The following is a 25,469-nucleotide window of genomic DNA, read 5'->3' as shown; positions in this document are numbered from 1 at the left end:
CAGACTCACTCATCGTTTGCTTATCGGATTTTCAGACTTGCCAGACCGATCAACACCAGCAAAATGGTGATGATCCAGAATCGGACAATGACCTGAGATTCGTGCCAACCTTTCTGTTCAAAATGATGATGCAACGGCGCCATCAGAAAAATGCGTTTGCCATTGCGCAGCTTATAGGAACCGACCTGCAAAATCACCGACAGGGTTTCGGCCACAAAAATCCCACCCATGATAAACAGGATCAGCTCCTGCTTGATCGCGAAGGCAACCACCCCCAAAGCGGCGCCAATGGCCAGCGACCCCACATCGCCCATAAACACCTGAGCCGGATGGGCGTTGAACCACAAAAAACCGAGCCCCGCGCCTGCCAGCGCCGCGCAGAAAATCGCCAGCTCTCCCGCCCCCGGTATGTACGGAATCTGGAGATAATCGGCAAAATAGACATGCCCGGTCACATACGCGATCACCCCCAGCGCGGCGGCAATCATCACAGCCGGCATAATCGCCAGTCCATCCAGTCCATCGGTCAAATTAACCGCATTGGACGTCCCCACAATCACCAGGTAGCCCAGCAACATGCTCCAGGCTCCCAAATGCAAAAACGTGTCTTTCATATAAGGAATCAGCAGTTGTGATTCCGCCGGCACCTGCGACATGGCAAACAACGCATAGACGCTGATCAGACCCACCACGGACTGCCAGAAAAACTTGGTGCGCGAGCGCATGCCATTGGGATCCTTGAACACCACCTTCTGGTAGTCATCCACCAGCCCGATCAGGCCAAACCCCAGCATGGTCAAGGTGGCCACCAACAGGTAATGGTTGGTCAAATCACCCCATAGCAATATGGAAACGGCCATGGAAAACAGAATCATCACGCCCCCCATGGTAGGCGTACCGGTCTTGGTCAGATGGGTCTGAGGGCCATCATCCCGAATGCTTTGCCCCACTTTCAATCGAATCAAGGCGCGAATCACCTTGGGACCAATCCAGAAAGACAGCAACAGGGCCGTGACCACGCTCATGATGGCACGCATGGTAATGTACTGAAACACGGTAAACCCGGAAACAAACTGGGCCAGATAGTCGGTGAGATAAATTAACATGAGGCATCGCTCCCGGCAGGTGAATGAGTGGGCTGGGCCCAGCGTTGAATCAGGGGATCACTGACCGCTTCCATCCGTGCCGAACGCGACCCTTTGATCAGAATATGCTGGCAGGCCTGATCGGCCAGCAATTGATGGGCCTCGGCCAGCAGCGCCTGATGGGTGTCAAACCATTGCGCGCGTTTTCCCAGAACGCTCAGCATCGGTCGCGTCGGGGCGCCATAGAGCAAGACATGATCAATCCCCGCATCGAGCAGTGCCTTGGCCACGCCCAGATGTTCGGCTTCTGAACGCGCGCCCAACTCTGACATGGGCCCCAGACACGCCAGCGCCCGGTCGCCCGTGTGTGTGTGTTTCAGTGCAGCCAAGGTCTGAATCGCCGCTTTCATCGATGACGGATTGGCATTGTAAACGTCATTGATCAGTCGCCCATGTGCCAGAGGATGCACCTGCATACGCTGATCCACGGCTTCAAAACGCGCCAGCGCGTTGGCCACGCTTGACCAGTCCATCCCTTCCTGCACGCAGACGGCGGCACAGGCCACTGCATTCCAGGCATTATGCTCGCCCAAAACCGGCAACTGCAGTGTCTGAACCGGTTGACCCGCTTCCTGCTGCAAAACCACGCCAAAGCTCAGTCCCTGATCGTTCTGCTGCACATCCACCAGACGCAAATCGGCGTTGTCGGCCTGCCCGAAGCGAATACAGGTCATGCCTTTTTCCAGGCAAATGGTTTCAAAATGGGAAAAACCGGCACTGTCGGCGTTGATCACCCCATAGCCGTCCGCGGGAATCGACGACAACAGTTCACCTTTGGTTTCAATGATTGTTTCCAGTGAGCCAAACCCTTCCAGATGGGCCCCGGCAGCCAAGGTCAACACCCCACAATCGGGCAAGGCAATCCGGCAGAGTTCGCCGATTTCGTAGGCATGGTTGGCGCCCATTTCCACCACGGCGTATTCATGCTCAGGACGGATACGCAGCAGGGTAAGCGGCACCCCTAAATGATTGTTGTAGTTGCCCTCGGTGGCGCACACCGAGTGCGATTGACTGAGGCAGTGCGCCAGCATCGCCTTGGTGGTGGTTTTCCCATTGGAGCCGGTCACTCCGATCAGTGCCTTGAGCGGCATTTGCTGGCGGTGCCAGCGGGCCAGTGTTTGCAGGCTTTCGACCACATCATCCACCAGAATCACCGGGATGTTCACAGCCACCGGACGGGTTGCCACGATGGCAGCCGCCCCCTTCGATTCAGCCTGGGCGGCAAAGGCATGCCCGTCATGATGGGCCCCTTCCAGGGCAAAAAAAACCTCGCCCGGATTCAAATGACGCGTATCAATACAGGCCCCCGTCATCGACGGCGACTGTGTCTCGTCTGCATCACAGCGGGCATTCATCACCTGACATAACTGGTTAAGCGTCCACACTTTTATTTCCTTGTAAACGTCGTTGATAAGCCATTCGAACCGCGTCCGGATCAAAAAACGATAGCTGTTTCAATCCGATGGTCTGAGTGGTTTCGTGTCCCTTGCCCGCAACCAGCACAATGTCCTGAACACCTGCCTCAAGCACGGCGGTTTCAATCGCTGACTGGCGGTCATGAATCACATCGACCTGCCCGTCCCAGCCACGCACCCCCTCGAGAATATCGGCCACAATGGCCTCGGGAGCTTCATCACGCGGATTGTCATCGGTCACGATCACTCTGTCTGCCTGCCGGGCGGCGACCCGGCCCATGTCAGGGCGCTTGCCCACATCGCGGTTACCGCCACACCCAAACACACACCATAGGTTCCCGTCTTCAGGGAGATGCGCACGGGCGCCCATCAGTGCGGCTGACAAGCCGTCTGGGGTGTGCGCATAATCCACCAGTCCCACAGGCCCGGTCATGCCCTGGGGAAGTGACACGGGCTGCATCCGGCCCGTCACCCCACTTAATTGTTTGACGCGTTCAGGCAGGAGCCTTTGCCCCACCGACTGAGCCAGTCCCAGCGCACACATCACATTGTCCAGCTGAAACGCCCCCATCAGATTGAACGCCAGGGTCTGATCGCCCGCTTGCATTGCCAGCAAAACTTGCCAACCCGCTTGCGTTGCCCGGGCGCTTTTCAGGCATATTTGCGCTCGATCACACATCGGTTCACGCCCATAGCCGATCCATGCCAGCGACTCGCACCGTTCTTCGGCAATCGTTGCCAGCGACTGCCCGACTGCATCGTCAAGGTTGGCGACCCAGAATGCAGCGGGCCAATCGGTAAACAGTTTCTTCTTGGTTGCCTGGTACGCGGCCAGAGAACCGTGAAAATCAAGATGGTCCCGCGTCACGTTGGTCAATGCCAGCGCATGGAACCGCAGACCATCGATTCGTCCTAATTCAATCGCATGCGATGAGACCTCCATCACCGCCACCGACACCCCCTGATCACGCCAGTCTGCCAGGATCGAATTCAATTCAAACGTGTCCGGCGTCGTATTTCGCACGGGAGCGCCTGCCCAGTGACCATCGGTCCAAAGACCTGCCCCTAACGTGCCCAGCATCCCGACCGGCCCTTTTTCCCAGCTCAGGTATTGAGCCGTAAAATGCGCCACCGAACTTTTGCCATTGGTGCCGGTCACACCCAGTAATTGCAACGCATTGGAAGGCGCGTGGTGAAACCAGCTTGCCAACGCCGCCTGACGGGCCGGGTCAGTCAAATCCGGCCAGACCATCACCGTCAGTGGCATGGTGCCCGGCGCATGCAACCAGGCCTGGTCAATTTTGCCTCGTCCGAGTTCATCGGTAATGATCAGACAGGCACCCTTGGCCAGCGCCTGATCCATAAAATCAGCGCCATGATGTCGTTGACCGGGCAGGGCCACAAAGCCACCCTGCTCTGACACCTGGTCGGCACAGGCGACCAGTCCCTTGACGTCTGCATCCCACTCTGCGTTCCAACCCCATTCGGATGGGCCCGATCCATTCTGCCGTTCGTAACGGGCAATCTGTTCGTCGTTCAGGTGCAAAAAACGCCGCAACTCCGAGAGCCGTCTCATGGCCTGTCCCCCTGCGCTGTCGCTTCCTGTGTTTGGGAGGACAACTGTCCTGGCGGCGGAGCAATTTCCTCCACGGGCGTATCCGCCTCGGACGCTGGTGCCAGTTTTTTGGGGCGCGTATGCGCATCCGGTGGCACCTGATACAGTCGCAAGGCCTCACTCATCACAGACTGAAACACCGGCCCGATCAACTTGCCGCCATAATAAACCCCACGCGAGGGGTCCACCACCGCTGTGGCCATGATAAAACGCGGATGATCCACCGGCACCACCCCGGCAAACAACGCGGCATAGCGATTGGCGGCATAGCCACCGCCCTGACTCAAATGCACGGTGCCGGTTTTCCCGGCCACCCGGTAGCCTTCGATTTGTGCCTGAGGTGCCGTCCCGCCTGGTTCGGTCACGGATTCCAGCATGCGCAATACCTGTTGGGCCGATTCTGGCGAAACGACTTGTTTGCCCTGCGGTGGCTCATCCAGCTTAATCACGCTCAGCGGCTTGATGGCCCCTTGGTTGGTAAAAATCAAATACGCCTGAGCCAACTGCAGCAGATTAATGTTAAACCCATATCCGAACGCGCTGGAGGTCTGGTCAATCGACTGCCATTCGCGTGCCGGTTTTATATAGCCCATGATTTCGCCGGGTAAAAACAGCCCCGTATCCTGGGCAAACCCAATATCGTGATACATCTGCCACTGTTGCTGAGGTTCCAGTGTCAGGGCAATTTTGGCCGCGCCCACATTGCTTGAACGCTGCAACACTTCCATCGGGGTCAAATCACCGTGCGCATGGGTGTCGGTAATCACCTCTCCCTGAACCCGCATGCGCCCGTTCCCGGTTTCAATCACCGTGTCAGGCTGAATCCGGCCCTGGTCAAGTGCTTTGGCTACCACAAACGGTTTCACGGTGGAGCCGGGCTCCAAACGATCTGTCACCGGGCGGTTGCGCAACTTTTTGCCTTGCAATTGGCTCCGGTCGTTGGGGTTAAACCCCGGCACAGAAGCCATGGCCAACACTTCTCCCGTCTTTGCATCCAGTATCACCGACATGGCGGTGGCCGCCTGATGAGCAATCTGAAGTCGCTTCAACCGATGATACAAAAAGAACTGCAGATCCTGATCAATCGACAACACCAGATCCTGACCGATTTTGGCTGGCTCCAGGTCTTTGACAAAATGCACCACCCGGCCGGTCCGATCGCGAATGACTTGTTTTTTTCCGGGTTTGCCACTGAGCCAGTCGTGATAAATTTTTTCAATCCCGGCAATCCCGCGATCATCAATGTCATTGAAGCCGACTAAGTGCGCGGCCACTTCACCCGCGGGATAGTAGCGTTTGTATGCGCTGTCCACATAGACACCCGGCAGGGCCAGATCGCGAATCCGCTCGCCCAGCGTCGGCAGTATCTGACGTTTCACATACATAAAGCGCCGATGCTTTTGTGCCAGTATCTGCGGCGTCAGTCCCGGCTCGGACAATTTCAGCCACTGCAGCAGGGTACGAAATCCGGCTTGGTAGGCCGTCACCCGCTCCTGCTCTTTTTCTGTCCACTCCTGCTTGCGCAGCGGGTCCGGTGCCAGCCAGCCAGTCACCACTTTCGGGTCCAGCCAGACGGTATTGACCGGTGTACTCAAGGCCAACAATCGACCGTGACGATCCACAATGTCGCCGCGCGGTGCGGCCAAATCCATGGTTCGGACCTGTCGTTTGCTGCCCTCGGACTGTAAAAAATCCGCTTGCAGGATCTGTACGTAAAACGCCCTCACCACCAGTGCAATGAAGACCATCAGCATCAAACCCAAGATCACTTGGTCGCGTTTTCTCAATGTTTGCTTCATGGCGTCTCAACCGAATGTTGAGAGGACAGAACAATGGTTTCCCCCCGCTTATCCGGCAAGCGTTCACGCAAATTTAATTCGTCTTTTGCAATACGCTCTACCCGAGCCAATGCCGTGAGGTGGTGTTTTTCCAGAATCAAACGCCCTCTTTCATGGGTCAAAGCCTGAACCTCTACCAGTGATTCGGCCAATTGGGTTTCCAGATGCCGTACATGATGTTGTACAAGCACCACCGCCAGCGCAGAAACCAAAACGACCACTGACAGCCCGCCCACGAGGAGACCTCGCCCACTGAATTCATTCAGCAAAACGAAGCCGGGGAGTCGTGGCGAACCATCAGCGGTCGTCATGGACCTGGCCTGTTTAGAGGGACGAGGTATCAATCAACCTGACGGCGCAGGAAAGCCGGAATATCCAGGTAATTGGACCCCTTGTCCTGTGTCTGCGCATGGGACCCGTTGACCGCCATTTTTTCTCGACTGATCTCAGGTTCGCGGCGGGCCGCAATACTCGGTTCCGAGGCAGACTTTTCAGACGCCATGTTTTGCTTTTCTTCCGCCTTGGAAGCTTCCACAGCTTGAAGGTTCGGCGTCACTTTTTCAGGTTTCGTTTCCGCATCCTGTGCTTCCGACAGCCCGGTTGCCACGACGGTCACACGAATCTCATCGGACATGGCCTCATCAATGGAGGTCCCGATGATCACTTTGGCATCGGCAGAGGCGACTTCATCAATCACATCACCGACTTCATTGAATTCACCCAGCGTAAAGTCCAGACCGGACGTAATATTTACCAGCAGGCCTCGCGCGCCTGACACCGAAATGTCTTCCAGCAGAGGGTTGGCAATGGCTTTTTCAGCGGCCTTGATCGCGCGATCTTCGCCCGTGGCATGCCCCACACCCATCATGGCAACGCCTCGCTCACTCATGACCGTGCGCAGATCTTCAAAGTCAACGTTGATCATACCGGGACGCGTCACCAGCTCGGAAATCCCCTGAACCGCGCCATGCAGTACTTCATTGGCATAATCAAACGCCTTGGCCAGTACAAAATCACTGCCCAGCACCTTCAGCAATTTGTCATTGGGCACGGTGATCAATGAATCCACATGCTCCGACAATTCGGCAATGCCGGCTTCGGCCACTTTGGCACGACGTTCAAACCCAAACGGGCGGCTCACAACGCCCACCGTCAAGATACCCATGTCACGGGCCGCCTGAGCCACGACGGGCGCGGCACCGGTTCCTGTGCCCCCGCCCATGCCAGCGGTAATGAAGACCATGTCTGCGCCCTTGAGCGATTCTTTGACCTGTTCAATGTTTTCTTTGGCCGCTTCCATCCCTTTCTCTGGGTTGGCACCGGCGCCCAATCCGTTCTCACCCAGCTGAATGCACGTGGACACCGCTGAATTCTTTAGTGCCTGAACATCAGTATTGGCACACATAAATTCCACGCCCTCGACCTGTGAGCGCACCATATAATCCACGGCGTTACCGCCACCGCCACCAAGGCCAATCACCTTAATCGACGGCAACCCGGTGTGATCCGCCGTGGTTTCCTTTAGTTCAAACTGCATAGACATTGATACTCCCCTTTATCAATCAATCATCGCTCGCTGGCGCGAGCCCAAACACTTTCGACAACCGACTCACCCTCTAAAACGCAGACTGCGTCAGAGTTTCTGAGCCACCCTCAACACCGCGCTGCGAGCGCGCGGATTACGCTGGCATTCCGTCTCAGATGGAAAAACCGGTTTGCCAACTTTTTTCAATACCGGTGCCACCACTTCAATTTCAATGGGTGACGCCGGATACAAATCCTTTGCCGTGGCATGCTCTCTGATAAAACGCTTCACAATACGGTCTTCCAGCGAGTGAAAACTGATCACTGCCAGACGTCCGCCCGGTGCCAACACCGTCAGCGATTGCGTCAACACCGATGCCAACCCCTCCAGCTCCCGATTGACCGCGATACGCACGGCTTGAAAGGTGCGGGTGGCCGGGTGCTTGTGGCGTTCGGTTTTCGGACTGGCGGCCTTGACCACCTCCGCCAATTGCGTTGTGGTCTGCAGTTCCGGCGTGCCACTGACCGCTTTGATTGCTTTGGCGATGCGCCCGGCGAACCGTTCTTCTCCGTAGTCGCGCAAAACTTTCACCAAAGTTTTTTCATCCACTTCCGCCAACCACTGTGCCGCACTCAACCCTGCTTCGGGGTTCATCCGCATATCCAGAGGACCTTCGCGCATAAAACTGAACCCTCTTTCGGCCTCATCCAGTTGCGGCGATGACACCCCTATGTCGAGAAAAACACCATTGACCTTACCGACCCAGTCACGCGCCTCACACAATTGCACCAGCTCATCGAAACGGGCATGCGCGATATCAAATCGCGGGTCAGCGCTAAATGTTTGCTTGGCCCACTTCACCGCCTCGGGATCCTGATCAATCGCCAGTAACCGCCCGCTTGGTGACAAAGCGTTCAATATCGCCCCACTGTGGCCACCCCGCCCAAATGTGCCGTCAATGTATCGCCCGTCCGGATCAATCGCCAGCGCCCGCAGACTTTCTTCCAACAGCACCGGCGCATGCGGCGTCAAGGGCTCATGGCTGGCCTCGGACTGTTTCACTTCGGGCCGACGCATCACAGACTCAGGTTCGCCAGAGATTCGGACAGGTCACCGTCCTGAGCACTGGCCAACATATCCGGACGACTGTCGTCCCAGGCAGACTGCGACCACAACTCAAACTTATTCCCCTGTCCCAGCAGAATCACCGACTTGTCGAGTCCGGCGTGTTCACGTAACAACCCCGGAAGCAACACACGTCCCTGTGAGTCCATCTCCATCTCGGAGGCATGCCCCAGCAAAAGCCGCTGAACCAGGCGCGCCTGCGGATCCATATTAGGCAGGCTGATCAACTTGCGCTCAATCACTTCCCACTCATCCAGGGTATACATCAGCAGGCATGGGCTGTGGAGATCAATGGTGGCCACCAACTGGTTGTCGCTGGCCTCTTCGATCGCGGCACGGTAACGCTTGGGCACGGCAAGCCGACCCTTTGCGTCCATATTGATTGCATTAATGCCACGAAAGAACAACATTTATTTCCACTATTCACCACTTGCCACCACTAATCGCCACTATATTGACTTTCCCTACCCCTGTCAAGCAATCAAAACACATAGATTTAAGAATTTCTTTTTGCAGACCAACAACTTAGCGTCGACGCCCAAACAGCAACTCACGAAAACCGGTCAAAATTAAACCCTGATTATTCATAGAGTTACAAATAGGTATGAATAGTTAATTTTAACTATTTATATTAAGAAACTGAAAGAAAAGAGGGTTTCAGGGCGTGATGCAGACACTTCAGCACCACAACATATAGACCTATTAAATCAAAAAAGCACTAAATATTGATAAAACCGGCAAAGCGAGGGGTGGCTGTTTGACCAGGCCTGGTCAAAAACCAATAAAATGAAAGGCAAGAAGGTCTATAAGCCGGGTTCTGTCCTGTCACCAGGCGGCAACCATTCATCTGGGCATGGCATCACTGCCAGCCTCAAGCGACCTACCCGAAAACCCGGTGCGAGCCACACCGTGCCCGTGCGAAACGAGCCTGTTTTCCTATTTGGTCTTGCACTGAATGGGGTTTACCCTGCCGCAGACGGTTACCCGCTGCGCGGTGCGCTCTTACCGCACCTTTTCACCCTTACCGGTTGCCCGGCGGTACGTTTTCTGTGGCACTTTCCGTCGGCTCACGCCGCCCAGCCGTTAGCTGGCATTCTGCTCTGCAGTGCCCGGACTTTCCTCGAACCGGGTCACCCCGGCCCGCGATTGCCCGACCTTCTTGCCGCCGCTACTCTACCCCAATCCGGGGATGATGTCCATTTTGTGACAAACCAAAGACCGAATTGGTACAATGACTTAATGGTCCGTTTTCTCAAGCTGCATATGCATCTCATCGGTCGAAAGGTTCGACGCTCCACCTTTCTGAACCGTTATTTCCCCCGCTTCAAAGACCGTGTCTATTGGGCAGGGGATCGCTTGTCCTTTGCGCGCGCAGGCTTCATCGGCATGTTCTGCATGATGCTCCCAATTCCATTTCAAATGCTACTGGGGTCGATTCTGGCTTATTACAGTCGAGCCAATATTCCGCTGGCAACCGCGCTGGCCTGGATCACCAATCCCTTGACCATGGGGCCCATCTGGTACGGTGGTTACCAGTTCGGCACCTGGTTTTTGAACACCCCCAGCGTCGATCCCAGCCTGCAAAACCTCCCCATCGGCTCGGCCCTTTGGTTTGATCAGGTGTTTCCTCTGATCTGGCAGCCGTTTTTTCTGGGCAATCTGATGCTGGGCATCCTGTTCGGCAGTCTGCTGTTTGCCGTGATCGCCTACCTTCACCCCATACGCTTTTTGTTTAATGCCTGGGCACGCCGCCGGGGGAAAGCCTGATGTTTCTGCAAGCCTGCCAGCAACGCATTCTTTTAACCGCCGTGTTCATCATGCTGACCACGGCGGTTCTGGTCGGGCTCAGTGTGGCACTCCCGCTTTTCCAGTCAGCCCAGCAAGGCATCGACAAAGCCACGCGCATCAGTGTTCAGGCACACACCAGCTCACTGGATCATCTTTTAAAAGGCTATCAGAGCATTGCCGAGCAGTTCACCAGTCGAACTGAAATTCGCAAACGACTGGTGGCTTATAGCGAAGGTAACCTGTCTCTGGAAAAAACCATCGCCTTTTCCCAACCGCGTCTGGCGGATGCCGCGCGCAAAACCCCCAGTCTTTCCGGTTTTTTCCGCCTGGGCCCCGAAGGCGAAATCATCACCCAAAGCCAGAAAGACGGCCTGGGGTTTGCCCACGTCAGCGAATTATTTCCTCAGCTAAATGGTCAGACACTGTCTTTTCGTGATGATCCCAGCCTGCACAAACGTCTGCCGCCCATCGGGTTTTATTTTGCAGGGGAATCCCTAAAGATCGTGGCCACCGCGCCCATTCGCAATGGTCAACAAGACGTCATCGGCATGGATGTGCTGGTGTTTGCGCCGGATCACTGGCTGGCACAACTTCAATCACCGGAGCACTTAGACCCCAGCACTCAGCTGTACCTGTACCACCCTCAAAACCACCAGGCCTGGTTGATTCAAGACAACCGAGCCCTGGCGCTGGGACCCGACCATGCGCTTTTGCAGACCCTTAACCGGCATACTGGCCAGTCCTATCTCACGCCGATCAACCGCGAGGAAAAAACCCTGTTCCAAAGCCCGCTGGAGCAGGCGCCGTGGGATTTGATTGTGGAAATGCCGCAGGATGCCCTCTACCACAAGGCCTATGACGACCTTTTCTGGGCCCTGGGCTCCATCGCATTAATGATGCTAATTGGGGCCTTGCTTACCCACCAGGCGATCCAACCGCTGATCAAGCGATTGAGCCGCCAGGCTGAAGAAATCCAGGCCAATGAACAAACCCTGAAGCAGGCCGCCAGTGTGTTCGACAATGCCAAAGAGGCCATTGTGATCACCGACCCGGATTTCCGTATCGACAAAGTCAACCATGCTTTTGAAGAACTGCTGGGATATGCCTGCGATGATGCACACCACACGCAACTGACCGCGATCATGACGGAATTGTCAGCTGACCCGGGCCAGATCAAAAGCATTCTTGAGCAGGTTGACGCGCGCGACCACTGGCAAGGCGAAATCTGGTACCGAACCCACTCCCAGGAATCGATGCCGACCCTGCAAACCATCAGTGCCGTGCGCAACCCACAGAGTGGACGGATTGCGCAGTTGATTCATATATTCAATGACATCCGCCAGCACAAAGCCAGGGAACAGCGTATGAAACATCTGGCCCGGTATGACAGCCTCACTCAGCTCCCCAACCGGGCGTCCACACTCACAGAGCTGGACCATCGGCTCGACCACCTGGACCCAAATGAGCATCTGGCCATCCTGTTTCTGGATCTGGACCGGTTTAAACCGATCAACGACCAGTACGGACACGAATGCGGCGATGAAGTCCTCAAAGACGTCGCCAAACGACTGCAGCACCATGTTCGCTCTGAAGACTGGGTCGGACGCCTAGGTGGGGACGAATTCTTAATTCTGGTCTCGGGAAAACACCTGAATGATCACGCATTAAAGATTGCCCGCACACTGATCGACAGCCTGGAAACTGTTTATTCCGTCGGGGATGAACGCTTGTCGCTCAGTGCGTCCATTGGCATTGCCATGGCGCCTGAGCATGGCAAAGAGGCCCGCGCCCTACTCAAACAAGCCGACCAAGCCATGTATCAGGCCAAAGCGGCGGCCGGCACCTCCGTTAAACTCGCCGATGCGCCCGCCGAAAAAACCTGATTGCTGTCTCGCTCAACGCTTGATGGAGCGCCCGGGAACCGCTTGGAGCGGATCCTCTGGCCAGCGATGCTTGGGGTAGCGGCCGCGCATTTCTTTGGCCACTTCATGATAGGAATCATGCCAGAAACCCGCCAGATTGGAGGTCACCTGAACCGGGCGCCGCGCCGGTGACAACAGCTCAAATCGCAATGGAACCTGGCCCCCGCCGAGTTGCGGGGATGCATGCAAACCGAATAACGCCTGCAAAGGCACCGCAACCGTTGGCGGGGCCTGCCCACTGGGGTCATAGCGAATCGGGATCGGTCGTCCGGCTGGCGGCTCAAACATCGCCGGTGCCTCGTTTGCCAAGGTCTGTAAGTGCTCATAGTCCAAACGGCTTTGCCAGTAACTCACCCAATCAGATCGATTGAGGGCTTGGACACTCTTGATGCCCGCCAGAAACGGGCTTAGCCAAGTGTCCAGCGTTTGCATCAAGGTCGCTTCCTCAAACCCTTCAAAACCGGGCAGGTAGTGACTCAACCAACGTACACGGTTCAACCAGGCCTGTGCTTTATCCGGCCACACAAGCAGGCGAGGGTGTTTTTGCAGAGCCTCCAGCAAACAGGCCTGGCTGGCATCGGTGCACCAGTCGCTTTCCGCAAGTGGACGTTGGTCCAGGGTCACGGCGCCCAGTTTGGTTTCCTGCCACGCGCGAACCCGCTTCTCATCCAGGTCAAAATGATAGCGCGCACCCGTTGCAATCTGATCTGACAGGGTCGTACGCAGGCGGCTCTCCTCAATCGCAATCGCCTGACGCACCCGCTTGGACTGGCCTGCCACATCAATGACGACCAGCCAATTGGCATTCCCCAGCGGGCTGGATTCCGGCAAGCCAACCCGGCTGCCTTGGGCCAACTGATAGGTGGCCGTTGCCCGGTCCACGCGTTTTGCCACCCGATCCGGATAAGCCTTGGCCAACAAAGCCGACAAGGCTTCGTCGTGCACCGAATAGTCAGATGACTTAGAAGGACGGGTATTGAGCGCGCCCATAATGGACGCCGTGGTTCGTTGCCACCGCTGGGTCAATGCTGTCTTTTGCGTGTGCCAGTAACGCCAGTTTGCATTGAAATCCAATGCATCGGGAGACGACCCCTGACAAGCCAGATTTTCCATCAAAAAAGCGGCCAGTGACGCAGCTAGCGGTTTTTGACTCGCCGGTGCACTCAAAACCATGGCTGCCAATCGTGGGGAGACGGGCATGGCCAACGCCTGCTTCCCGGACGCCGTGATCTGCCCCCGCGCCTCAACCAGCCCTAACTGCTTCAAATTGGCCTGCGCGGCCGCAAAATGCCCTGCCGGAGGTGGGGTCAACCAACACAGATCTTCCGGGTTTGACAGGCCCCATTGCGCCAATTCCAAGCATAATCGAGTCAAATCCACGCGCTGTATTTCCGGGGCATCGGCCACTTGAAGCCGCGCCTGTTCCGCTTGGGTCCACAGACGATAGCACTGTCCGGGTTGCACCCGTCCGGCCCGCCCGGCCCGCTGTTCCGCCGACGCCTTCGAGATTCGCCGAACCACCAGGTGATCCATGCCCGTATTCGGATCATAGATCACCTGACGATGTTGACCACTGTCCACCACCGCAGTCACTCCTTCAATGGTCAGACTGGTTTCTGCGATATTGGTGGCCAGCACCACTTTGCGCTCGCCCGGCTGGCATGCCGCCATGGCCGCTGATTGCTCTGAAGCGGGCAAACGCCCATACAGTGGACGCAGCTGCAACGCAGGCCAGTCGCCCAAACGCTCACTCAGTATGGATTGCAAACGCTCAATTTCTCTTTGTCCCGGCAGAAACACCAACACATCGCCGTCCGTATCGATCAAAGCCTGCTGAACCAGGGTGGCCAGAACCGGCAAGGCGTCGGTCTTGAACGAAAGCGATTTTTCCAGGTAATGGGTGGCAACCGGGTAACAGCGACCTTCTGCCTGGCATGCGGCCACCGGATGCTGGTAAGCTGCCAGCCAGTCTCTGACGGGATCCAGATCCAATGTGGCCGACATCACCAGAATGCGTAAGTCCGGTCGCAACGCGCTTTGTACTTCCAACAACAGAGCCAGGGCCAGATCCGCGTGCAAAGAGCGTTCATGAAATTCATCAAAAATCACCAGACCCACACCGTCCAAAGCCGGGTCTGATTGCAACCGCCGCGTCAGAATGCCCTCGGTCACAATTTCGAGCCGTGTCTCGGGGCTGCGGCGTTTTTCCTGGCGCACCTGATAACCAATGGTCTGCCCAACCGACTGCTCATGCCGCCTGGCCAGATAACTGGCCAGCGTCTTCACCGCCAGGCGCCGCGGTTCCAACATCAAAATCTTCTGTCCCGAAAGCCAGGCCTGATCCAACAAATAAGCTGGCACGGCGGTTGACTTGCCCGCCCCCGGCTCAGCCTGAAGCACCAGATTGTGACCGGACGCCAGCGCCTGATCGATGGTAGCCAGTTGAGAGACAATGGGCAGAGACGGATCCCAGCGTGCGGTTTCAGACAAGGTAAACTCCGGTTGATTTGGGGTAAAAGGTGGCCAGTCGCCACCAGGCCTGGTGGATTTTAATGTGGAAATTTGCATAATTGAAGGCCTGAGTGCCATTCGATTAACAGGATAAATCCCGGGCCTCCTAAGCCCGAGCTGCTGGTTCGAGTCCAGCATGGCACACCACCCTCCAACAGAAGGGGTCGATTTTGCCATTGCCATCCACACCTTTGCGCTCACGTATTTTGTCCATTCTGCTCACTGCACCGCTGCTTGCATACGGATCGGTTCAGGCCGAAATTGAATTCAGCGATGATCTGTCCGATCTGACGCCAGCGGAACGCGCCTGGCTGGAGGGAGATGGGCCGCGACCGGACATCGCGGCCATGCAAAAAAATACGCCCCCGCAACCCGGCGAGGACGATTTTCCCACCCGCTTTCAAAACAAACAAGTCAAATGGCTATCGCCTGAAGACGTGCCTCAAAATGATTACTATCTGGTCAACCACCTGATCCTAACGCCTGATTCATTGGCGCATGGCTGGGTCACCTTTGAACAGTGCCATCACCAATTGGATGCCATGGCAAAAATTGACATTGTCTACAACTCTCAGACCACTCGCGGGCTAACGATTACGCGCGAGTCGGGGATCGCATCGGCGAAAGCGGGCACCGCCCAGGTAACATTAAGCGGGATTGAGAAAGACGCTGAAATCTGCATTGAAGGCCAGAGTCGGACCCTGCGTAAAGCGTCCGAGGGTTGGGTATTAGAGCGGGGGCCTTATATGCGTAAGTTTTTTAATGGGTATTACCCCATGCACTTGAAAGAAACACTGAACTGGTCGCAAACGGACCTGACGCTGAGCCGTCCGGCCTCTGGGCATTCTTTAGGGCGCCACTTTGAGCAAACAGACCAAAACCTGACGGCTAAGTACTGGTTTGAAGGCGAATTACGCCCCGTCTATCAGTTTAAACGCCGTTCGCCCAATCCCTGACGCGCCTACTCCGGCGTCAGTTCCAGCATGGGCGTGTGCTCCTTGAAGACCGTGGCCCCTTTTGGCGTTTTAATCGCACTGACCGTGGCCGCCACAGGCGCTTTGATTCGGTAGTAGCCAGCCCAACCCTGGTAATAACGCACATCCGCCTGCGCTTTCCGGTAGGTTTGCTCAGCCACATCATGCGCGACCTGCGCGGCATCCAGCGTCCGCTTGGCGGTCACGGTGCGGTCATACAAATCCAACGCCTGTTCCAATTCAATTTTTGCATCATCATAGCGCGCTTTGGACGCTGCCGCCTGAGCTTTGGCGGCTTCCAGCTTGGCCCAGAATGGAGGGTGACTGATGCGAAGCAGTAGCTGCCCCTTTTCCACCCGGTCGCCTTCCTGCACCAGAACCTCGTCTACCTGGCCTGATACCAGCGCACCGATTTGAATGGTCTGTGCCGCCCAGGCCTGAAGACTGAACCAGCAAAGCCCCATGACCACAATCGCTTTCCAACCCGTTGTTTTCATATTACCGTCCTTCTCAAATACTTATTGATAGTCACTGGCGGCCAACGTTTGGCCCGTTAGATAATCCAATCGTGCCCAGTTCAACGTCTCGTTAAAGCGCTGCTGCATGATATTAAACGTGGACTGAGACAACTTCACCATCGAGTCCCCCAGGTCGGTTTGCATTTCGTTTTCGTACTTGCCGCGGCTGAACTCAAAATACAAATCGGCGTAATCACTGTAGCGTTGGTTCTGGCGCGCCTGGGCTTTGGCCAGTTGCAAATCAAAAAACACCTCCGCAACCTGGTCACGAACGCGTTGCTCAGCCAACCGCAACGCCGCTTGGCTAGCCTGTATCCGGGCGCGAACCGATTGGACTCTGGCTTTGCGCGTGCCGCCATCATACAAGGGGTAATGCATGGACAAACCGAACTGCCAGTTGCCCTCTCGCTGCTCTGGATAACTGGAAAGCTTTCCACCCCAGGCATCGGCACGGAATGTCGGCGTATCTGCGGCTGATTCGCTTTCAAGACGATGCTGCAGTGCCTTGATTTCAGTTTGCAGGCGACGCACTTCATGGTTATGCGTCAGCGCTGCGGTCTGATAATCCGCCAACGTTTTCAATGCACGTTCAGACAGAAAATCCAGCGACGGCATCCGCACCTTATCCGGTAACTGCCCGGGCTGGCCTGCCAGATTCGCCAGATGTTCCCGTGTACGCCGCTGCGCATGCTCCGACCGAGTGCGCTGGGTCAAAAGCTTTTCGTACTCAGCTTCCAGCCGTAAAAATTCCACATCCGAGATTCGACTTAATTCATGCTGATCTCGAGCCTTATCAAAGTCGATGTAGGCCACCGCCATGGCTTCGTTGTCAATGCGGTACTGAAAATCCGCGAGGATGATGTCAAAAAACGCCCGCATCATTTGAATGCGAAACCGGCTCAGACGATCCTGATAACGCAGTGCCTGCGCATCCATCAGGGTTTCTTCTGCCAGGGCTGCCTGCTCGGTCTGACCAAAGTCATAAAGTTCTTTCCCCAGATGCAGAGCCATGCGGTGATGATCCTGGGTTTCGTTTTGGTACTCACGCCAAGCCAGACGCCCTTCAATGCCCACGTCAATGCCATTGTCTGCGCGTCTTTCATCCCGCAGACTGGCTTGCAGGTCCATGCCCGCTCTGGCCTGCGCGACCGACGGACTGACCTGATCCGGCAGGGTCAACACCGATGCCAGGGTCAAGGGCGCGGGCAGAGACGGCGTTGAGGCGTCTGCTGCCTCCGCTTGCGGTTTTGACTGAGGTGCCTCGGCCTTCGCTCCGGACAAGGCAAACATCAGTACGAGTACGCTGATCGTCCGCGCGGGCATTGGCCACGCACGCATCAAGCTCTTTGATCCTCCCCCCATAGTCTGGCCTCTTTATTTTTGCGAACGTTTGTAGCGGGTAAACGACATGTCTTTGTAAACGCCATCCACGACGTATTGCCCTAATAGCTTGAACTCTTTTTTGCTCCGCGTCGGCCCGGTATAACGCACCAACGGTTGCCCTTCTAAATCAAAAATAATCATCACCGGCGTGGCACGCACCCGGTATATTTTTTCGGACAAATCCTGAGACGTGCCCTCCTGACCATCGAAGTTGACCATGTAATTCGAGCCTTCGATGTCAATCTGATACGTCAGAAAATGCTCACGAAAATAGTCAATCACATCCGGTTGATTGAGGATGGTTTTTTTCATGCGGTCGCAAAAGGGGCATTCCTCCATCTGAAAAAAGAGAAAAATCCCTTTTTTGTCCGCCTCTTTGGCCACGCTCAACTCTTCCTGCAAATCACCAAAGGTTTCATCGAAAAATTCCTGAGCCTGAGCCGGCCAAGTCACGGCAAACGCCAGGCAAAGCCCCACACCCCATTGTTGTAACCGCCGCATTCTTCCTCCCTCGGCCTGATCAGGCCAACCATTGATCAACGATGATGAGCATTTTTTCATAGTTTGAGCAATATGACTATGAATTAATTTTGCAAAGCCGGTTTTACCCCCCTGTACACAAAAAAAGCGCCCAGTAGGCGCTTTGTGAGAAGCAAATAAAGAAGCCTGTCCCACCATCAGGACGGTTTCTTTTCGCTCGTATCGTCCATGTCATCCGCAATGAGCTGCTGGAACTCCGGATTGTCGCGCAATTCGCTGAACACCGGGTCATTTTTAACCTGATCTTTGTAGCCCTCGGTGCCCTCTAGGGCCACCTTGAGATATTCGATCGCATCCGCGGATTTATCCAGCTGAGCATAGGCACCGGCCAATTGATAGAACGCATGTTTGTTTTCCGGATCCATCCTCAGTGCCTGATTACACAGATTGATTGCCCACTGTGGCTCGTTCATTTCCAGTGCTGCATCCGCCTTGTAGGTCATGGCTTCCACGTTCGCCGGGTCCAGTTCCAGAATCTGATCATAGATGGTCATGCGATTACTCAGAATCTGTTCCTGACCGGCTTTCAACCATAAACTATGAATATCCTGATGCTGAGACAAGCGTTTCTGTGCACTGGTGATGCCGCGTGATTTACGCTGCAATTCTTCTTCCAGTTTTTTCAAACGCTCTTCGTAAGTGGCGATGACCTTATTGACCTTTGTATCGGCCAGATCATGCACTTTGACTTTGATGTCCCGAATCGAGGACCAGCCCACCAGAAGCAAAACGGAGGAAATCCCCGCAATCAGATAAAAGAAATAGGTCACCGTATCGGTCGCATAGCCGACCGCACGACTGGTCGCCGTCAACTCACGATTGACCACTTCCTTGGTCAGCTGGACATGCATGTCGTTCATATCCACCCGCAGCTGGCGCAGCTCATCCATGACATAACGCTCAACGAACGGATTGTACATGGGACCTTCCAACTGCTCCACATCCTGCGTTTCTTTGGTGTGCGGCGAGGTGGCACTGATCGCAATCAGTGGCCAGGCGCTCATCAGCAGAATCAGCGCACTTGTCTGAACCAGCCTTTGACTCAGTGTTCGCATATGGCTTTACCGTGATCGTGCACTTCAATCAGCGTACTGTGCATGGCTTTAACCGCTTTTTCATAGTCGCTTTCATTGACGAAGAACTGCATTTCCACCTGACGTGTGTTCTGGTGAATCGCTTCGACATTGATCGCCTGATCGTAAAGGGTCTGCACCGCTTTGGCCAGCAGGCCTTTAATGCGCATGTCACTGCCCATCGCCGAGACCAGCGAGATCTTCGCCGTGCTGATGGTTGCCGTCTGATACACCGCTTCCAGCTGCTCGGCCAGACGCTTGGCTTTTTTCAGCGACGAGTCCAGATACAGGGTAATCGTGTTGGCATTGAAATCCTTGGTCACCACATCAATCTTGAGGCGATCACAAACGTCCACCAGATGCTTTTCATACTGGCCCTGTTGCCCCATCATTTCCTGGTCAAACACCTCCAGCGCAATCAGGCGCGACATACCGGCAATGATCTCAACCTGAGGGTATTCACTGACATAATCTTCGGTAAAGATGGTGCCGTGGTGAGCGGGATCAAAGGTGTTTTTGATCCGCAGCGGAATCTGCGCCTGGCGCAAGCCCTGTGCGGCTTTGGGGTGGACGGCTTCCATGCCCAGATTGGCCAACTGATCGGCAATGTCATAATTGGTTTTACCGATCGGCACCACATTGTCCTCACCCACCAGCGTCGGATCGGCACTGCTCAGGTGATACTCTTTATGAATCACCGCTTCCGTTGCCTGCAGGATCACTGCGATACGGCTGAAAGTCATCTCACTGTAACCACGGTCGAACGTATGCATCAGGTTTTCCTGACAGTGGGCATAACCGGTCACGATGGGCAATTCACGGGAAAAATCAATCTCTCCCATGTGGGTCTTGATCATTTCATCCAGCGGCAGCGTCTCATCGGCCTGCCAACCGGTCAGATCGACAAATCGCGCGTTCACACCCTCGGTCTGCAACAGATGCGCCAGGTTCCAGGCACTGTGGGCTTCGCCCAGACTGGCCAGCAGTTCACGCACCGTCAACAGGTGCTTCTCCAATGAGAAATGGCCATGGCTGCACAAGTCCTGCAAGTGGTTGAGCAACTGCTTGGTTTCAGCAATGCGCTCATCGATGAACGCATTGGCCTGAATTCGCAGCGACTCGTCCTCAAACAGATCGGCATTGATCTTATTCATTTTGAGGCTCAACTGATCCAGCGCAATGCGCCAGTCGTCATCCACATCATCATTGGCAAACAAGCCATAAACCCCGGGCTGATCCGTCTTTTTGTGCTCCAACAGGTCGTTGGTAATGCCGCCATAAGCCGACACCACAAATGCCCGCCCGTAACGTTGTTGGGGATAAAGGATGATGTTATCGCGCACTGCGGCGTAATCACTCATGGAAGTGCCGCCGATTTTTTCAATACTAAGGGAGTGTGTCCTGGTTTGTGACATGATTCTCTACTGTTTATCGTCCATGGATCCCCGATCGACCGGGGCGTTCAACCAAAACCACCAGGCCTGGTGGTTTTGACTAGGGTTCAGTCCTGATCCGGCAATTTATAAGAGCCGTCTTCGTCATGCACTTCACGGCCGGTCACAGGCGGATTAAACACACAAACCATGCGCATATCCACGCCCTTGTTCGCGCTAAGGATGTGCTGATCGTGCTCGTTCAAGGCATAGATCGTGCCTTCGCGAATCTCGTGAACGGTGCCGTCTTTCTTTTCCGTGATCTGCCCTTCACCGGCAATGCAATACACCGCTTCAAGGTGATTTTTGTACCACAGGTGCAAATCTTCACCGGCTTTGATGATGGTGTCATGCACGGAAAAACCCATGCCGTCTTTGGCCAGCAACAAGCGGCGGCTGTTCCACTGCTTGGAATCGACATCGGCGTCGGTGCCGATGACGTCGTCATACAAATTTTTGACAATCATAATCGTCCTTTGTTCAATTCAGTTCGGGCCGCTCAAAAGCGGCCTTGGATGGATTACTTCAGCACTTTCTCAAGTGCACCGTCCAGAATATCAAAGCCTTCGTTGATCAATTCTTCGGTAATCACCAAAGGCCCGAGGAACTTGAGGACTTCATCGTCCGCCCCGGCGGATTCGATCACCAGACCGTCTTCAAAACACTGGGCGGCGGCGGCAGAGGCTTTTTCCGGGTCTTTGAATTCACAGCCCCAGATCATGCCGTAACCACGCACATCAATCACGTCATCCGGATAACGCTCCATGATCTGACGCATGCGTTTCTCAACCAGCGGCGCTTTTTTGTCTTTGACCTCGTCCGAGAAGGCACTGTCTGACCAGTAGGTATTGATCGCGGCCGTCGACGCAACGAACGCGTAGTTGTTACCGCGGAAGGTTCCGGAGTGCTCACCCGGGCTCCACTTGTCCAGCTCTTCTTTCAGAAGCACCATGGCCATTGGGTGACCGGCACCGATGGACTTGGACAGGGTAATGATGTCAGGCTGGATGCCCGCTCGCTCAAAGCTGAAGAAATTACCGGAACGTCCGTTACCGACCTGGATGTCATCCACCACCATCAGGATGTCGAAGTCATCACAGATCTTGCGCAAGTCACGCAACCACTGCTCACCGGATACGTTGATGCCACCTTCGGCCTGAATGGTTTCGAGAACAATCGCCGCCGGCAATTCGGTGCCACTGGAATCATCTTCCAAAATCTTGCGCAGGTAAGCGATGGTGTCCACCTTATCACCCAGATACTTGTGGAAAGGCACCTGGTAGGTATAACCGGGCACCCCATAACTGGCGTCGTGATAATACTGGTTACCGGTAATACTCAAAGAGCCCATGGACATACCATGGAACCCGTTGGTGAAGGACATCACCTGTTTGCGCCCTTTGACCTTCCGTGCAATTTTCAACGCGGTTTCGATGGCGTTGGTCCCGGTGGGTCCCACAAACTGCAGTTTGTATTCCAGATCGCGTGGCTTCAAAACCTTGTTGACAAAGGCTTCGATAAAATCATGTTTGGCCACGGTGCCCATGTCCAGCGCATGCCCGATGCCATCGCGCTGAAGGTATTCGATCACCGCCTTGTTGATCACGTCGTTGTTGTGACCATAGTTCAAGGCACCGGCTCCGGCAAAAAAGTCAATGTAACGCTTGCCGTCCGTGTCCCAGATCTCTGCCATTTTGGCGGTGTCAAACAGTACGGGGAACGAGCGAATGTAACCGCGTACTTCGGATTCGTATTTGTTAAAAATGTCGAGTGATGCCATATTTTTATCCTTTGTCATCAAAAATTATAAAGCTTTCGTCAGGTCCGATTGATCCGGCGCCTCAACGGTGTACAAATCTTCGGCCTCATGCCCCTCGCTGCCAAAATCTTCTTCCCGGATAAACGGATCGCAGCGCAAGGTCCAACCATACTGTTCGGCAAACGAACGGAACAGGGCCTGAGACGCTTTATTGGATGGGCTAATGGTACAGGTCACACGCTTTACTCCGCTTGCGGTCTGGTTGATCACCAGCTGGCGCAGCATTTTCTTGGCCAGCCCCAGCCCGCGAGCGGCCTTGGACACCACGACCTGCCACACAAACAGTGTGTCGATCGCGTCTGGCTGAAAATAGGCCGAGACAAACCCCAAAAGCTGGCCTTCGTGCTCCACCACCAGACAGGTGTCAGCAAAATGCGACGCCTGCAGGAAGTAAAGGTAACTGGAATTCACATCCAGCGGCGGGGATGCCTTTACCAGTTCATAAATCGCATAACCGTCCTGCAAAGTCGGTTTGCGAAACGTCAATGAGTCAATCGCAATGTCAGTCATGGGTTCAGTCTTTGGTTGCTTGAAAAAAAGTCGATGTCGCCACAGGCTGTGAGCAAACCACAGCCGAGCTTGAACGCGCCAGGCGAACAGGGCATGCAAAATAAAGAACAGCGAAAGGGTTCTGAGTCAAACCGAATGCACGAAACGGGATCAGAAAAGAAAAAAGAGCTGATTGAAGAAGGCGCCAAAACGCCGGGAACTGTGTCAACGCAACAGTATTGGAAGTAATAACGTAACCTGCTTGGGCTATGAACGTAGGCATTATTATAATGAACCCTCTACTGATTTCAAGGGGGCGCCATCGCTAAGGAGTGGCCGAAACCGCGTGGCTCAGCCTCTCCCGATCTTACCAGGCCTGCCCAAACAGGGCCTTGGCCCCGTCAGAATCGATCGGCACCGGATTGTCGCATCTTGTAGTAATACTTCACTTTATAGGGATCAGGTCCTTCCTGCGTCAACATGCGCTCCATGTCTTCGAACAGCCCCGGAAAAAGAAGTTCATACACCTTTTGAAGGGTTTCCAGATCGTCATCGGCCACGGGGACTTCGATAATACGCAGCTTGGGACAGGAAAAGGCCGTAATGTCCATGGATTCCAGATTCATACGATCCACTTCAAAATCGTAATCGTCCTCATACATGTCTTTAATAATCCAGCCCATTCACTCCTCCTGCGCTGCGTTCAGATCATCGGTCACAGAGCGGTTGGCCAGGTCGGAGGCCATCTCTTCAAAACTTTGCTCCGCTTTGAACGCCTGCCAAAGCGACCGATGATTGTTCATGGAATCCAGGGCGGCGTTTTCCACCACACTGGCATAATTGGCCGGGTCCAGCCCGACCAGCGCAAACAAGCGTCCATTGGGCCCGGTGCGCGTTTGATACACACGCGAACCGACCAAATCCTGACGCACGAGCGTTTTGGTGGTCACACTGGCAACGGCATCAATGGTTTCACGGTCGCCTCGGCCCGTACTGCCCAGATACTGCTTGACCATCTGATCCACCTGCACCTGCATCTGCGCTGCCAGTCGTCCGCGCCCATCAGCCGCGGCCAGGGTTTTCATAAAACTGATGCCCCCCGAACTGGGCTCGGCAATGCCCACGGCTGACAGGGCCAGGCCTTTGACCGGCTGGTCACAAACCCATCCGGGTGCCGGGGCGTCCGAACCGGGGTAATAACACGTCTTGGGATCCAGCGTGACCGCTTCCATTACCGGCTCAGGCGACGACTGTGTTTCAGTCGCTGGCGACGTCGAAGACTCGGAGGTTTCTTTGGTTTCCTGAACACTGCACCCCACCAGCCATAGACTGCTTATCAACAGCCATGCGCCGGCAGCCAGTGGATGAGTCTGTGCGCCACATTTTGTGATCGTCATCGTTTCTCCTTCTCTCCCCCGAGACGTCTTCGGCTTTCTTTATGACTCGGCTGGGTTGCTTGCGTGATTCTTCGCATCCCGATACGTCTGATTATAATAGCGGATGCGAACGATTTCATACGTTTTATTTTGCCCCTCACCACCCTTCAATCTAAGACGGTCCCCCAGCGTTCGCCCCAACAATTGCTTGGCCAAAGGCGCATCCACTGAAATCTCGCCCATCTCCAGCCGGGCCTCCAAGCCGCCGACCAGGCGATGTATACGGGGTTCAACGCTGTCCTGCTCGGTGGCTGCCGGCATCAGAGTCACTTCCGCACCGAAAAAAACCCGCTGCTGATCTTTGGGATTGTCACGCACAACCTTTGCCCGGCTCAGCCCGGCTTCCAACTGACGGATTTTACGATCGGTCTCACGCAATTCTTTTTTTCGATAGATGTATTCGGCGTTTTCTGACCGATCGCCCTCAGCCGCCGCCGTCTGCAGAGCTTTAACAATATGCGGGCGCTTCGTCTGCCACAAATGGGCCAGCTCATCATTCAAACGTTGAAACCCGGCCAGGGTCAGATAGGTCGCGGCCATCACAACAGTCCCTTCTTCTGAGCCAGCCAGCCGATGACATAAAACAACGCCACCACAACCAACCCCAGCCAGACATCATTGATTTGAGCCAACGCCGCCGTGAGCAAAGGCGCAAAAAAGCTGGTCAGCAACGCAAAACCCACCGCACAGAACAGCACAAACAGCGTCACTTTCAAAAACCAGGCCAGTGCCCCCAGCTGTTTTTTGAGCCCCCCCATCAAGTCATTGCCGAAAATCACCAGAAAACTAGCCACCATCGCCAGCACCAGCTGTCCCAGATAAGGGCGCAACCATTCTGAAAAAACGATGAGCTGTTCACTGATCCAACCGATTACTGCGTCCATTGAGACATCTGTTTTGCTGACAATGGTCTCATTTTA

Annotated in this window: 25 protein-coding genes, 1 tRNA gene and 1 other RNA gene; 5 read left to right on the top strand and 22 right to left on the bottom strand. The window is 55.1% G+C overall.

The window, feature by feature from the left end:
* Positions 1–20: 20 nt before the first annotated feature.
* From mraY to rnpB, 9 genes are all read right to left on the bottom strand, one after another.
* Positions 21–1,106 carry a phospho-N-acetylmuramoyl-pentapeptide-transferase gene (gene mraY / locus AVO41_RS07580; protein ID WP_068585114.1) on the bottom strand — a complete coding sequence of 362 codons (1,086 nt, stop codon included), beginning with the start codon at positions 1,104–1,106 and terminating at the stop codon, positions 21–23.
* The gene (gene murF / locus AVO41_RS07575; protein ID WP_068585111.1) at positions 1,100–2,530 is read right to left on the bottom strand and encodes a UDP-N-acetylmuramoyl-tripeptide--D-alanyl-D-alanine ligase; all 1,431 of its coding nucleotides are present in this window, start codon (positions 2,528–2,530) and stop codon (positions 1,100–1,102) included. Before murF ends, mraY begins: the two co-directional genes overlap by 7 nt.
* Positions 2,517–4,136 (bottom strand): UDP-N-acetylmuramoyl-L-alanyl-D-glutamate--2,6-diaminopimelate ligase, encoded by a 1,620-nt coding sequence (locus AVO41_RS07570; protein WP_068585108.1) that lies wholly within the window; start codon positions 4,134–4,136, stop codon positions 2,517–2,519. The genes murF and AVO41_RS07570 overlap by 14 nt, the downstream gene beginning before the upstream one ends.
* On the bottom strand, positions 4,133–5,974 hold the full coding sequence (locus AVO41_RS07565) for a penicillin-binding protein 2 (RefSeq protein WP_068585105.1): 1,842 nt from the start codon (positions 5,972–5,974) through the stop codon (positions 4,133–4,135). The genes AVO41_RS07570 and AVO41_RS07565 overlap by 4 nt, the downstream gene beginning before the upstream one ends.
* Positions 5,971–6,324 (bottom strand): cell division protein FtsL, encoded by a 354-nt coding sequence (gene ftsL, locus AVO41_RS07560; protein ID WP_068585102.1) that lies wholly within the window; start codon positions 6,322–6,324, stop codon positions 5,971–5,973. Before ftsL ends, AVO41_RS07565 begins: the two co-directional genes overlap by 4 nt.
* A 29-nt stretch (positions 6,325–6,353) precedes the next feature.
* Positions 6,354–7,550, bottom strand: coding sequence for a cell division protein FtsZ (ftsZ, locus tag AVO41_RS07555; RefSeq protein ID WP_068585099.1), 1,197 nt, complete (start codon positions 7,548–7,550; stop codon positions 6,354–6,356).
* A gap of 96 nt (positions 7,551–7,646) precedes the next feature.
* A complete protein-coding gene (rsmH, locus tag AVO41_RS07550) occupies positions 7,647–8,615 on the bottom strand; it encodes a 16S rRNA (cytosine(1402)-N(4))-methyltransferase RsmH (RefSeq protein ID WP_068585096.1) in 969 nt (322 codons plus the stop codon).
* Entirely contained in the window at positions 8,615–9,073 is a 459-nt protein-coding gene (gene mraZ / locus AVO41_RS07545; protein ID WP_068585093.1) for a division/cell wall cluster transcriptional repressor MraZ, read from the bottom strand. Before mraZ ends, rsmH begins: the two co-directional genes overlap by 1 nt.
* A gap of 380 nt (positions 9,074–9,453) precedes the next feature.
* An RNA gene (gene rnpB, locus AVO41_RS07540) (RNase P RNA component class A) lies at positions 9,454–9,825 on the bottom strand.
* Between the two features lie 77 nt (positions 9,826–9,902).
* On the opposite strand from rnpB, the gene AVO41_RS07535 reads away from it, so the two are divergent.
* Together AVO41_RS07535 and AVO41_RS07530 are read left to right on the top strand one after the other, a co-directional pair.
* The gene (locus AVO41_RS07535) at positions 9,903–10,430 is read left to right on the top strand and encodes a DUF2062 domain-containing protein (protein ID WP_068585092.1); all 528 of its coding nucleotides are present in this window, start codon (positions 9,903–9,905) and stop codon (positions 10,428–10,430) included.
* The gene (locus AVO41_RS07530; protein WP_068585089.1) at positions 10,430–12,334 is read left to right on the top strand and encodes a sensor domain-containing diguanylate cyclase; all 1,905 of its coding nucleotides are present in this window, start codon (positions 10,430–10,432) and stop codon (positions 12,332–12,334) included. The genes AVO41_RS07535 and AVO41_RS07530 overlap by 1 nt, the downstream gene beginning before the upstream one ends.
* Positions 12,335–12,346: 12 nt before the next feature.
* Here AVO41_RS07530 and hrpB read toward each other — a convergent pair whose 3' ends face one another.
* Entirely contained in the window at positions 12,347–14,941 is a 2,595-nt protein-coding gene (gene hrpB / locus AVO41_RS07525; RefSeq protein ID WP_068585086.1) for an ATP-dependent helicase HrpB, read from the bottom strand.
* A 14-nt stretch (positions 14,942–14,955) separates the two neighbouring features.
* On the opposite strand from hrpB, the gene AVO41_RS07520 reads away from it, so the two are divergent.
* Positions 14,956–15,031 (top strand) — tRNA-Arg (locus tag AVO41_RS07520).
* Positions 15,032–15,054: 23 nt separating this feature from the next.
* A complete protein-coding gene (locus AVO41_RS07515; protein ID WP_153003510.1) occupies positions 15,055–15,840 on the top strand; it encodes a hypothetical protein in 786 nt (261 codons plus the stop codon).
* A 5-nt stretch (positions 15,841–15,845) separates the two neighbouring features.
* Here AVO41_RS07515 and AVO41_RS07510 read toward each other — a convergent pair whose 3' ends face one another.
* The 8 genes from AVO41_RS07510 to ectA form a co-directional block, all read right to left on the bottom strand.
* The gene (locus AVO41_RS07510; RefSeq protein ID WP_068585081.1) at positions 15,846–16,355 is read right to left on the bottom strand and encodes an efflux RND transporter periplasmic adaptor subunit; all 510 of its coding nucleotides are present in this window, start codon (positions 16,353–16,355) and stop codon (positions 15,846–15,848) included.
* Between the two features lie 21 nt (positions 16,356–16,376).
* Positions 16,377–17,714, bottom strand: a complete 1,338-nt coding sequence (locus AVO41_RS07505) for a TolC family protein (RefSeq protein WP_068585078.1) — start codon at positions 17,712–17,714, stop codon at positions 16,377–16,379.
* A 36-nt stretch (positions 17,715–17,750) separates the two neighbouring features.
* Positions 17,751–18,260 (bottom strand): thioredoxin family protein, encoded by a 510-nt coding sequence (locus AVO41_RS07500; protein ID WP_068585075.1) that lies wholly within the window; start codon positions 18,258–18,260, stop codon positions 17,751–17,753.
* Positions 18,261–18,436: 176 nt separating this feature from the next.
* Entirely contained in the window at positions 18,437–19,354 is a 918-nt protein-coding gene (locus tag AVO41_RS07495; protein ID WP_068585072.1) for a tetratricopeptide repeat protein, read from the bottom strand.
* Positions 19,342–20,787: an aspartate kinase gene (locus AVO41_RS07490; protein ID WP_068585069.1), complete on the bottom strand. Its 1,446-nt coding sequence runs from the start codon at positions 20,785–20,787 to the stop codon at positions 19,342–19,344. The genes AVO41_RS07495 and AVO41_RS07490 overlap by 13 nt, the downstream gene beginning before the upstream one ends.
* An 86-nt stretch (positions 20,788–20,873) precedes the next feature.
* Positions 20,874–21,272, bottom strand: coding sequence for an ectoine synthase (locus AVO41_RS07485; RefSeq protein ID WP_201022865.1), 399 nt, complete (start codon positions 21,270–21,272; stop codon positions 20,874–20,876).
* A gap of 53 nt (positions 21,273–21,325) precedes the next feature.
* Positions 21,326–22,585: a diaminobutyrate--2-oxoglutarate transaminase gene (gene ectB, locus AVO41_RS07480; RefSeq protein ID WP_068585063.1), complete on the bottom strand. Its 1,260-nt coding sequence runs from the start codon at positions 22,583–22,585 to the stop codon at positions 21,326–21,328.
* A 24-nt stretch (positions 22,586–22,609) separates the two neighbouring features.
* The gene (ectA, locus tag AVO41_RS07475) at positions 22,610–23,134 is read right to left on the bottom strand and encodes a diaminobutyrate acetyltransferase (protein ID WP_068585060.1); all 525 of its coding nucleotides are present in this window, start codon (positions 23,132–23,134) and stop codon (positions 22,610–22,612) included.
* Positions 23,135–23,227: 93 nt separating this feature from the next.
* Between ectA and AVO41_RS10910 the strand changes: the two genes are divergently transcribed.
* The gene (locus AVO41_RS10910; protein ID WP_255357707.1) at positions 23,228–23,362 is read left to right on the top strand and encodes a hypothetical protein; all 135 of its coding nucleotides are present in this window, start codon (positions 23,228–23,230) and stop codon (positions 23,360–23,362) included.
* A 152-nt stretch (positions 23,363–23,514) separates the two neighbouring features.
* Here the strand turns inward: AVO41_RS10910 and AVO41_RS07465 are convergent, their stop codons facing one another.
* The 4 genes from AVO41_RS07465 to AVO41_RS07450 are packed head-to-tail and all read right to left on the bottom strand — an operon-like array spanning position 23,515 to position 25,433.
* Positions 23,515–23,796 carry a hypothetical protein gene (locus AVO41_RS07465; protein WP_068585054.1) on the bottom strand — a complete coding sequence of 94 codons (282 nt, stop codon included), beginning with the start codon at positions 23,794–23,796 and terminating at the stop codon, positions 23,515–23,517.
* Positions 23,797–24,510, bottom strand: coding sequence for an LPP20 family lipoprotein (locus AVO41_RS07460; protein WP_068585052.1), 714 nt, complete (start codon positions 24,508–24,510; stop codon positions 23,797–23,799).
* A gap of 39 nt (positions 24,511–24,549) precedes the next feature.
* A complete protein-coding gene (locus tag AVO41_RS07455; RefSeq protein ID WP_068585049.1) occupies positions 24,550–25,089 on the bottom strand; it encodes a GreA/GreB family elongation factor in 540 nt (179 codons plus the stop codon).
* Positions 25,089–25,433 carry a DUF3392 family protein gene (locus AVO41_RS07450; protein WP_068585044.1) on the bottom strand — a complete coding sequence of 115 codons (345 nt, stop codon included), beginning with the start codon at positions 25,431–25,433 and terminating at the stop codon, positions 25,089–25,091. Before AVO41_RS07450 ends, AVO41_RS07455 begins: the two co-directional genes overlap by 1 nt.
* Positions 25,434–25,469: the final 36 nt, after the last annotated feature.

Source organism: Thiomicrospira sp. WB1 (assembly GCF_001507535.1).
Taxonomy (GTDB): domain Bacteria; phylum Pseudomonadota; class Gammaproteobacteria; order Thiomicrospirales; family Thiomicrospiraceae; genus Hydrogenovibrio.
Note: the sequence above shows the minus strand (reverse complement) of the source record. Positions and strands in the feature narration are given on the sequence as shown.

Excerpts from the sequence above, each read along its gene's own strand:
- mraZ (WP_068585093.1), bottom strand. The coding sequence starts at position 9,073 with ATGTTGTTCTTTCGTGGCATTAATGCAATCAATATGGACGCAAAGGGT.
- AVO41_RS07535 (WP_068585092.1), top strand. The coding sequence starts at position 9,903 with ATGGTCCGTTTTCTCAAGCTGCATATGCATCTCATCGGTCGAAAGGTT.
- AVO41_RS10910 (WP_255357707.1), top strand. The coding sequence starts at position 23,228 with ATGCAAAATAAAGAACAGCGAAAGGGTTCTGAGTCAAACCGAATGCAC.
- ftsZ (WP_068585099.1), bottom strand. The coding sequence starts at position 7,550 with ATGCAGTTTGAACTAAAGGAAACCACGGCGGATCACACCGGGTTGCCG.
- AVO41_RS07460 (WP_068585052.1), bottom strand. The coding sequence starts at position 24,510 with ATGACGATCACAAAATGTGGCGCACAGACTCATCCACTGGCTGCCGGC.
- AVO41_RS07570 (WP_068585108.1), bottom strand. The coding sequence starts at position 4,136 with ATGAGACGGCTCTCGGAGTTGCGGCGTTTTTTGCACCTGAACGACGAA.
- ectA (WP_068585060.1), bottom strand. The coding sequence starts at position 23,134 with ATGACTGACATTGCGATTGACTCATTGACGTTTCGCAAACCGACTTTG.
- rsmH (WP_068585096.1), bottom strand. The coding sequence starts at position 8,615 with ATGCGTCGGCCCGAAGTGAAACAGTCCGAGGCCAGCCATGAGCCCTTG.
- mraY (WP_068585114.1), bottom strand. The coding sequence starts at position 1,106 with ATGTTAATTTATCTCACCGACTATCTGGCCCAGTTTGTTTCCGGGTTT.
- AVO41_RS07530 (WP_068585089.1), top strand. The coding sequence starts at position 10,430 with ATGTTTCTGCAAGCCTGCCAGCAACGCATTCTTTTAACCGCCGTGTTC.
- AVO41_RS07465 (WP_068585054.1), bottom strand. The coding sequence starts at position 23,796 with ATGGGCTGGATTATTAAAGACATGTATGAGGACGATTACGATTTTGAA.
- AVO41_RS07505 (WP_068585078.1), bottom strand. The coding sequence starts at position 17,714 with ATGCGTGCGTGGCCAATGCCCGCGCGGACGATCAGCGTACTCGTACTG.
- AVO41_RS07490 (WP_068585069.1), bottom strand. The coding sequence starts at position 20,787 with ATGTCACAAACCAGGACACACTCCCTTAGTATTGAAAAAATCGGCGGC.
- AVO41_RS07565 (WP_068585105.1), bottom strand. The coding sequence starts at position 5,974 with ATGAAGCAAACATTGAGAAAACGCGACCAAGTGATCTTGGGTTTGATG.
- ectB (WP_068585063.1), bottom strand. The coding sequence starts at position 22,585 with ATGGCATCACTCGACATTTTTAACAAATACGAATCCGAAGTACGCGGT.
- AVO41_RS07495 (WP_068585072.1), bottom strand. The coding sequence starts at position 19,354 with ATGCGAACACTGAGTCAAAGGCTGGTTCAGACAAGTGCGCTGATTCTG.
- AVO41_RS07500 (WP_068585075.1), bottom strand. The coding sequence starts at position 18,260 with ATGCGGCGGTTACAACAATGGGGTGTGGGGCTTTGCCTGGCGTTTGCC.
- hrpB (WP_068585086.1), bottom strand. The coding sequence starts at position 14,941 with ATGCAAATTTCCACATTAAAATCCACCAGGCCTGGTGGCGACTGGCCA.
- AVO41_RS07450 (WP_068585044.1), bottom strand. The coding sequence starts at position 25,433 with ATGGACGCAGTAATCGGTTGGATCAGTGAACAGCTCATCGTTTTTTCA.
- AVO41_RS07510 (WP_068585081.1), bottom strand. The coding sequence starts at position 16,355 with ATGAAAACAACGGGTTGGAAAGCGATTGTGGTCATGGGGCTTTGCTGG.
- ftsL (WP_068585102.1), bottom strand. The coding sequence starts at position 6,324 with ATGACGACCGCTGATGGTTCGCCACGACTCCCCGGCTTCGTTTTGCTG.
- AVO41_RS07455 (WP_068585049.1), bottom strand. The coding sequence starts at position 25,089 with ATGGCCGCGACCTATCTGACCCTGGCCGGGTTTCAACGTTTGAATGAT.
- AVO41_RS07485 (WP_201022865.1), bottom strand. The coding sequence starts at position 21,272 with ATGATTGTCAAAAATTTGTATGACGACGTCATCGGCACCGACGCCGAT.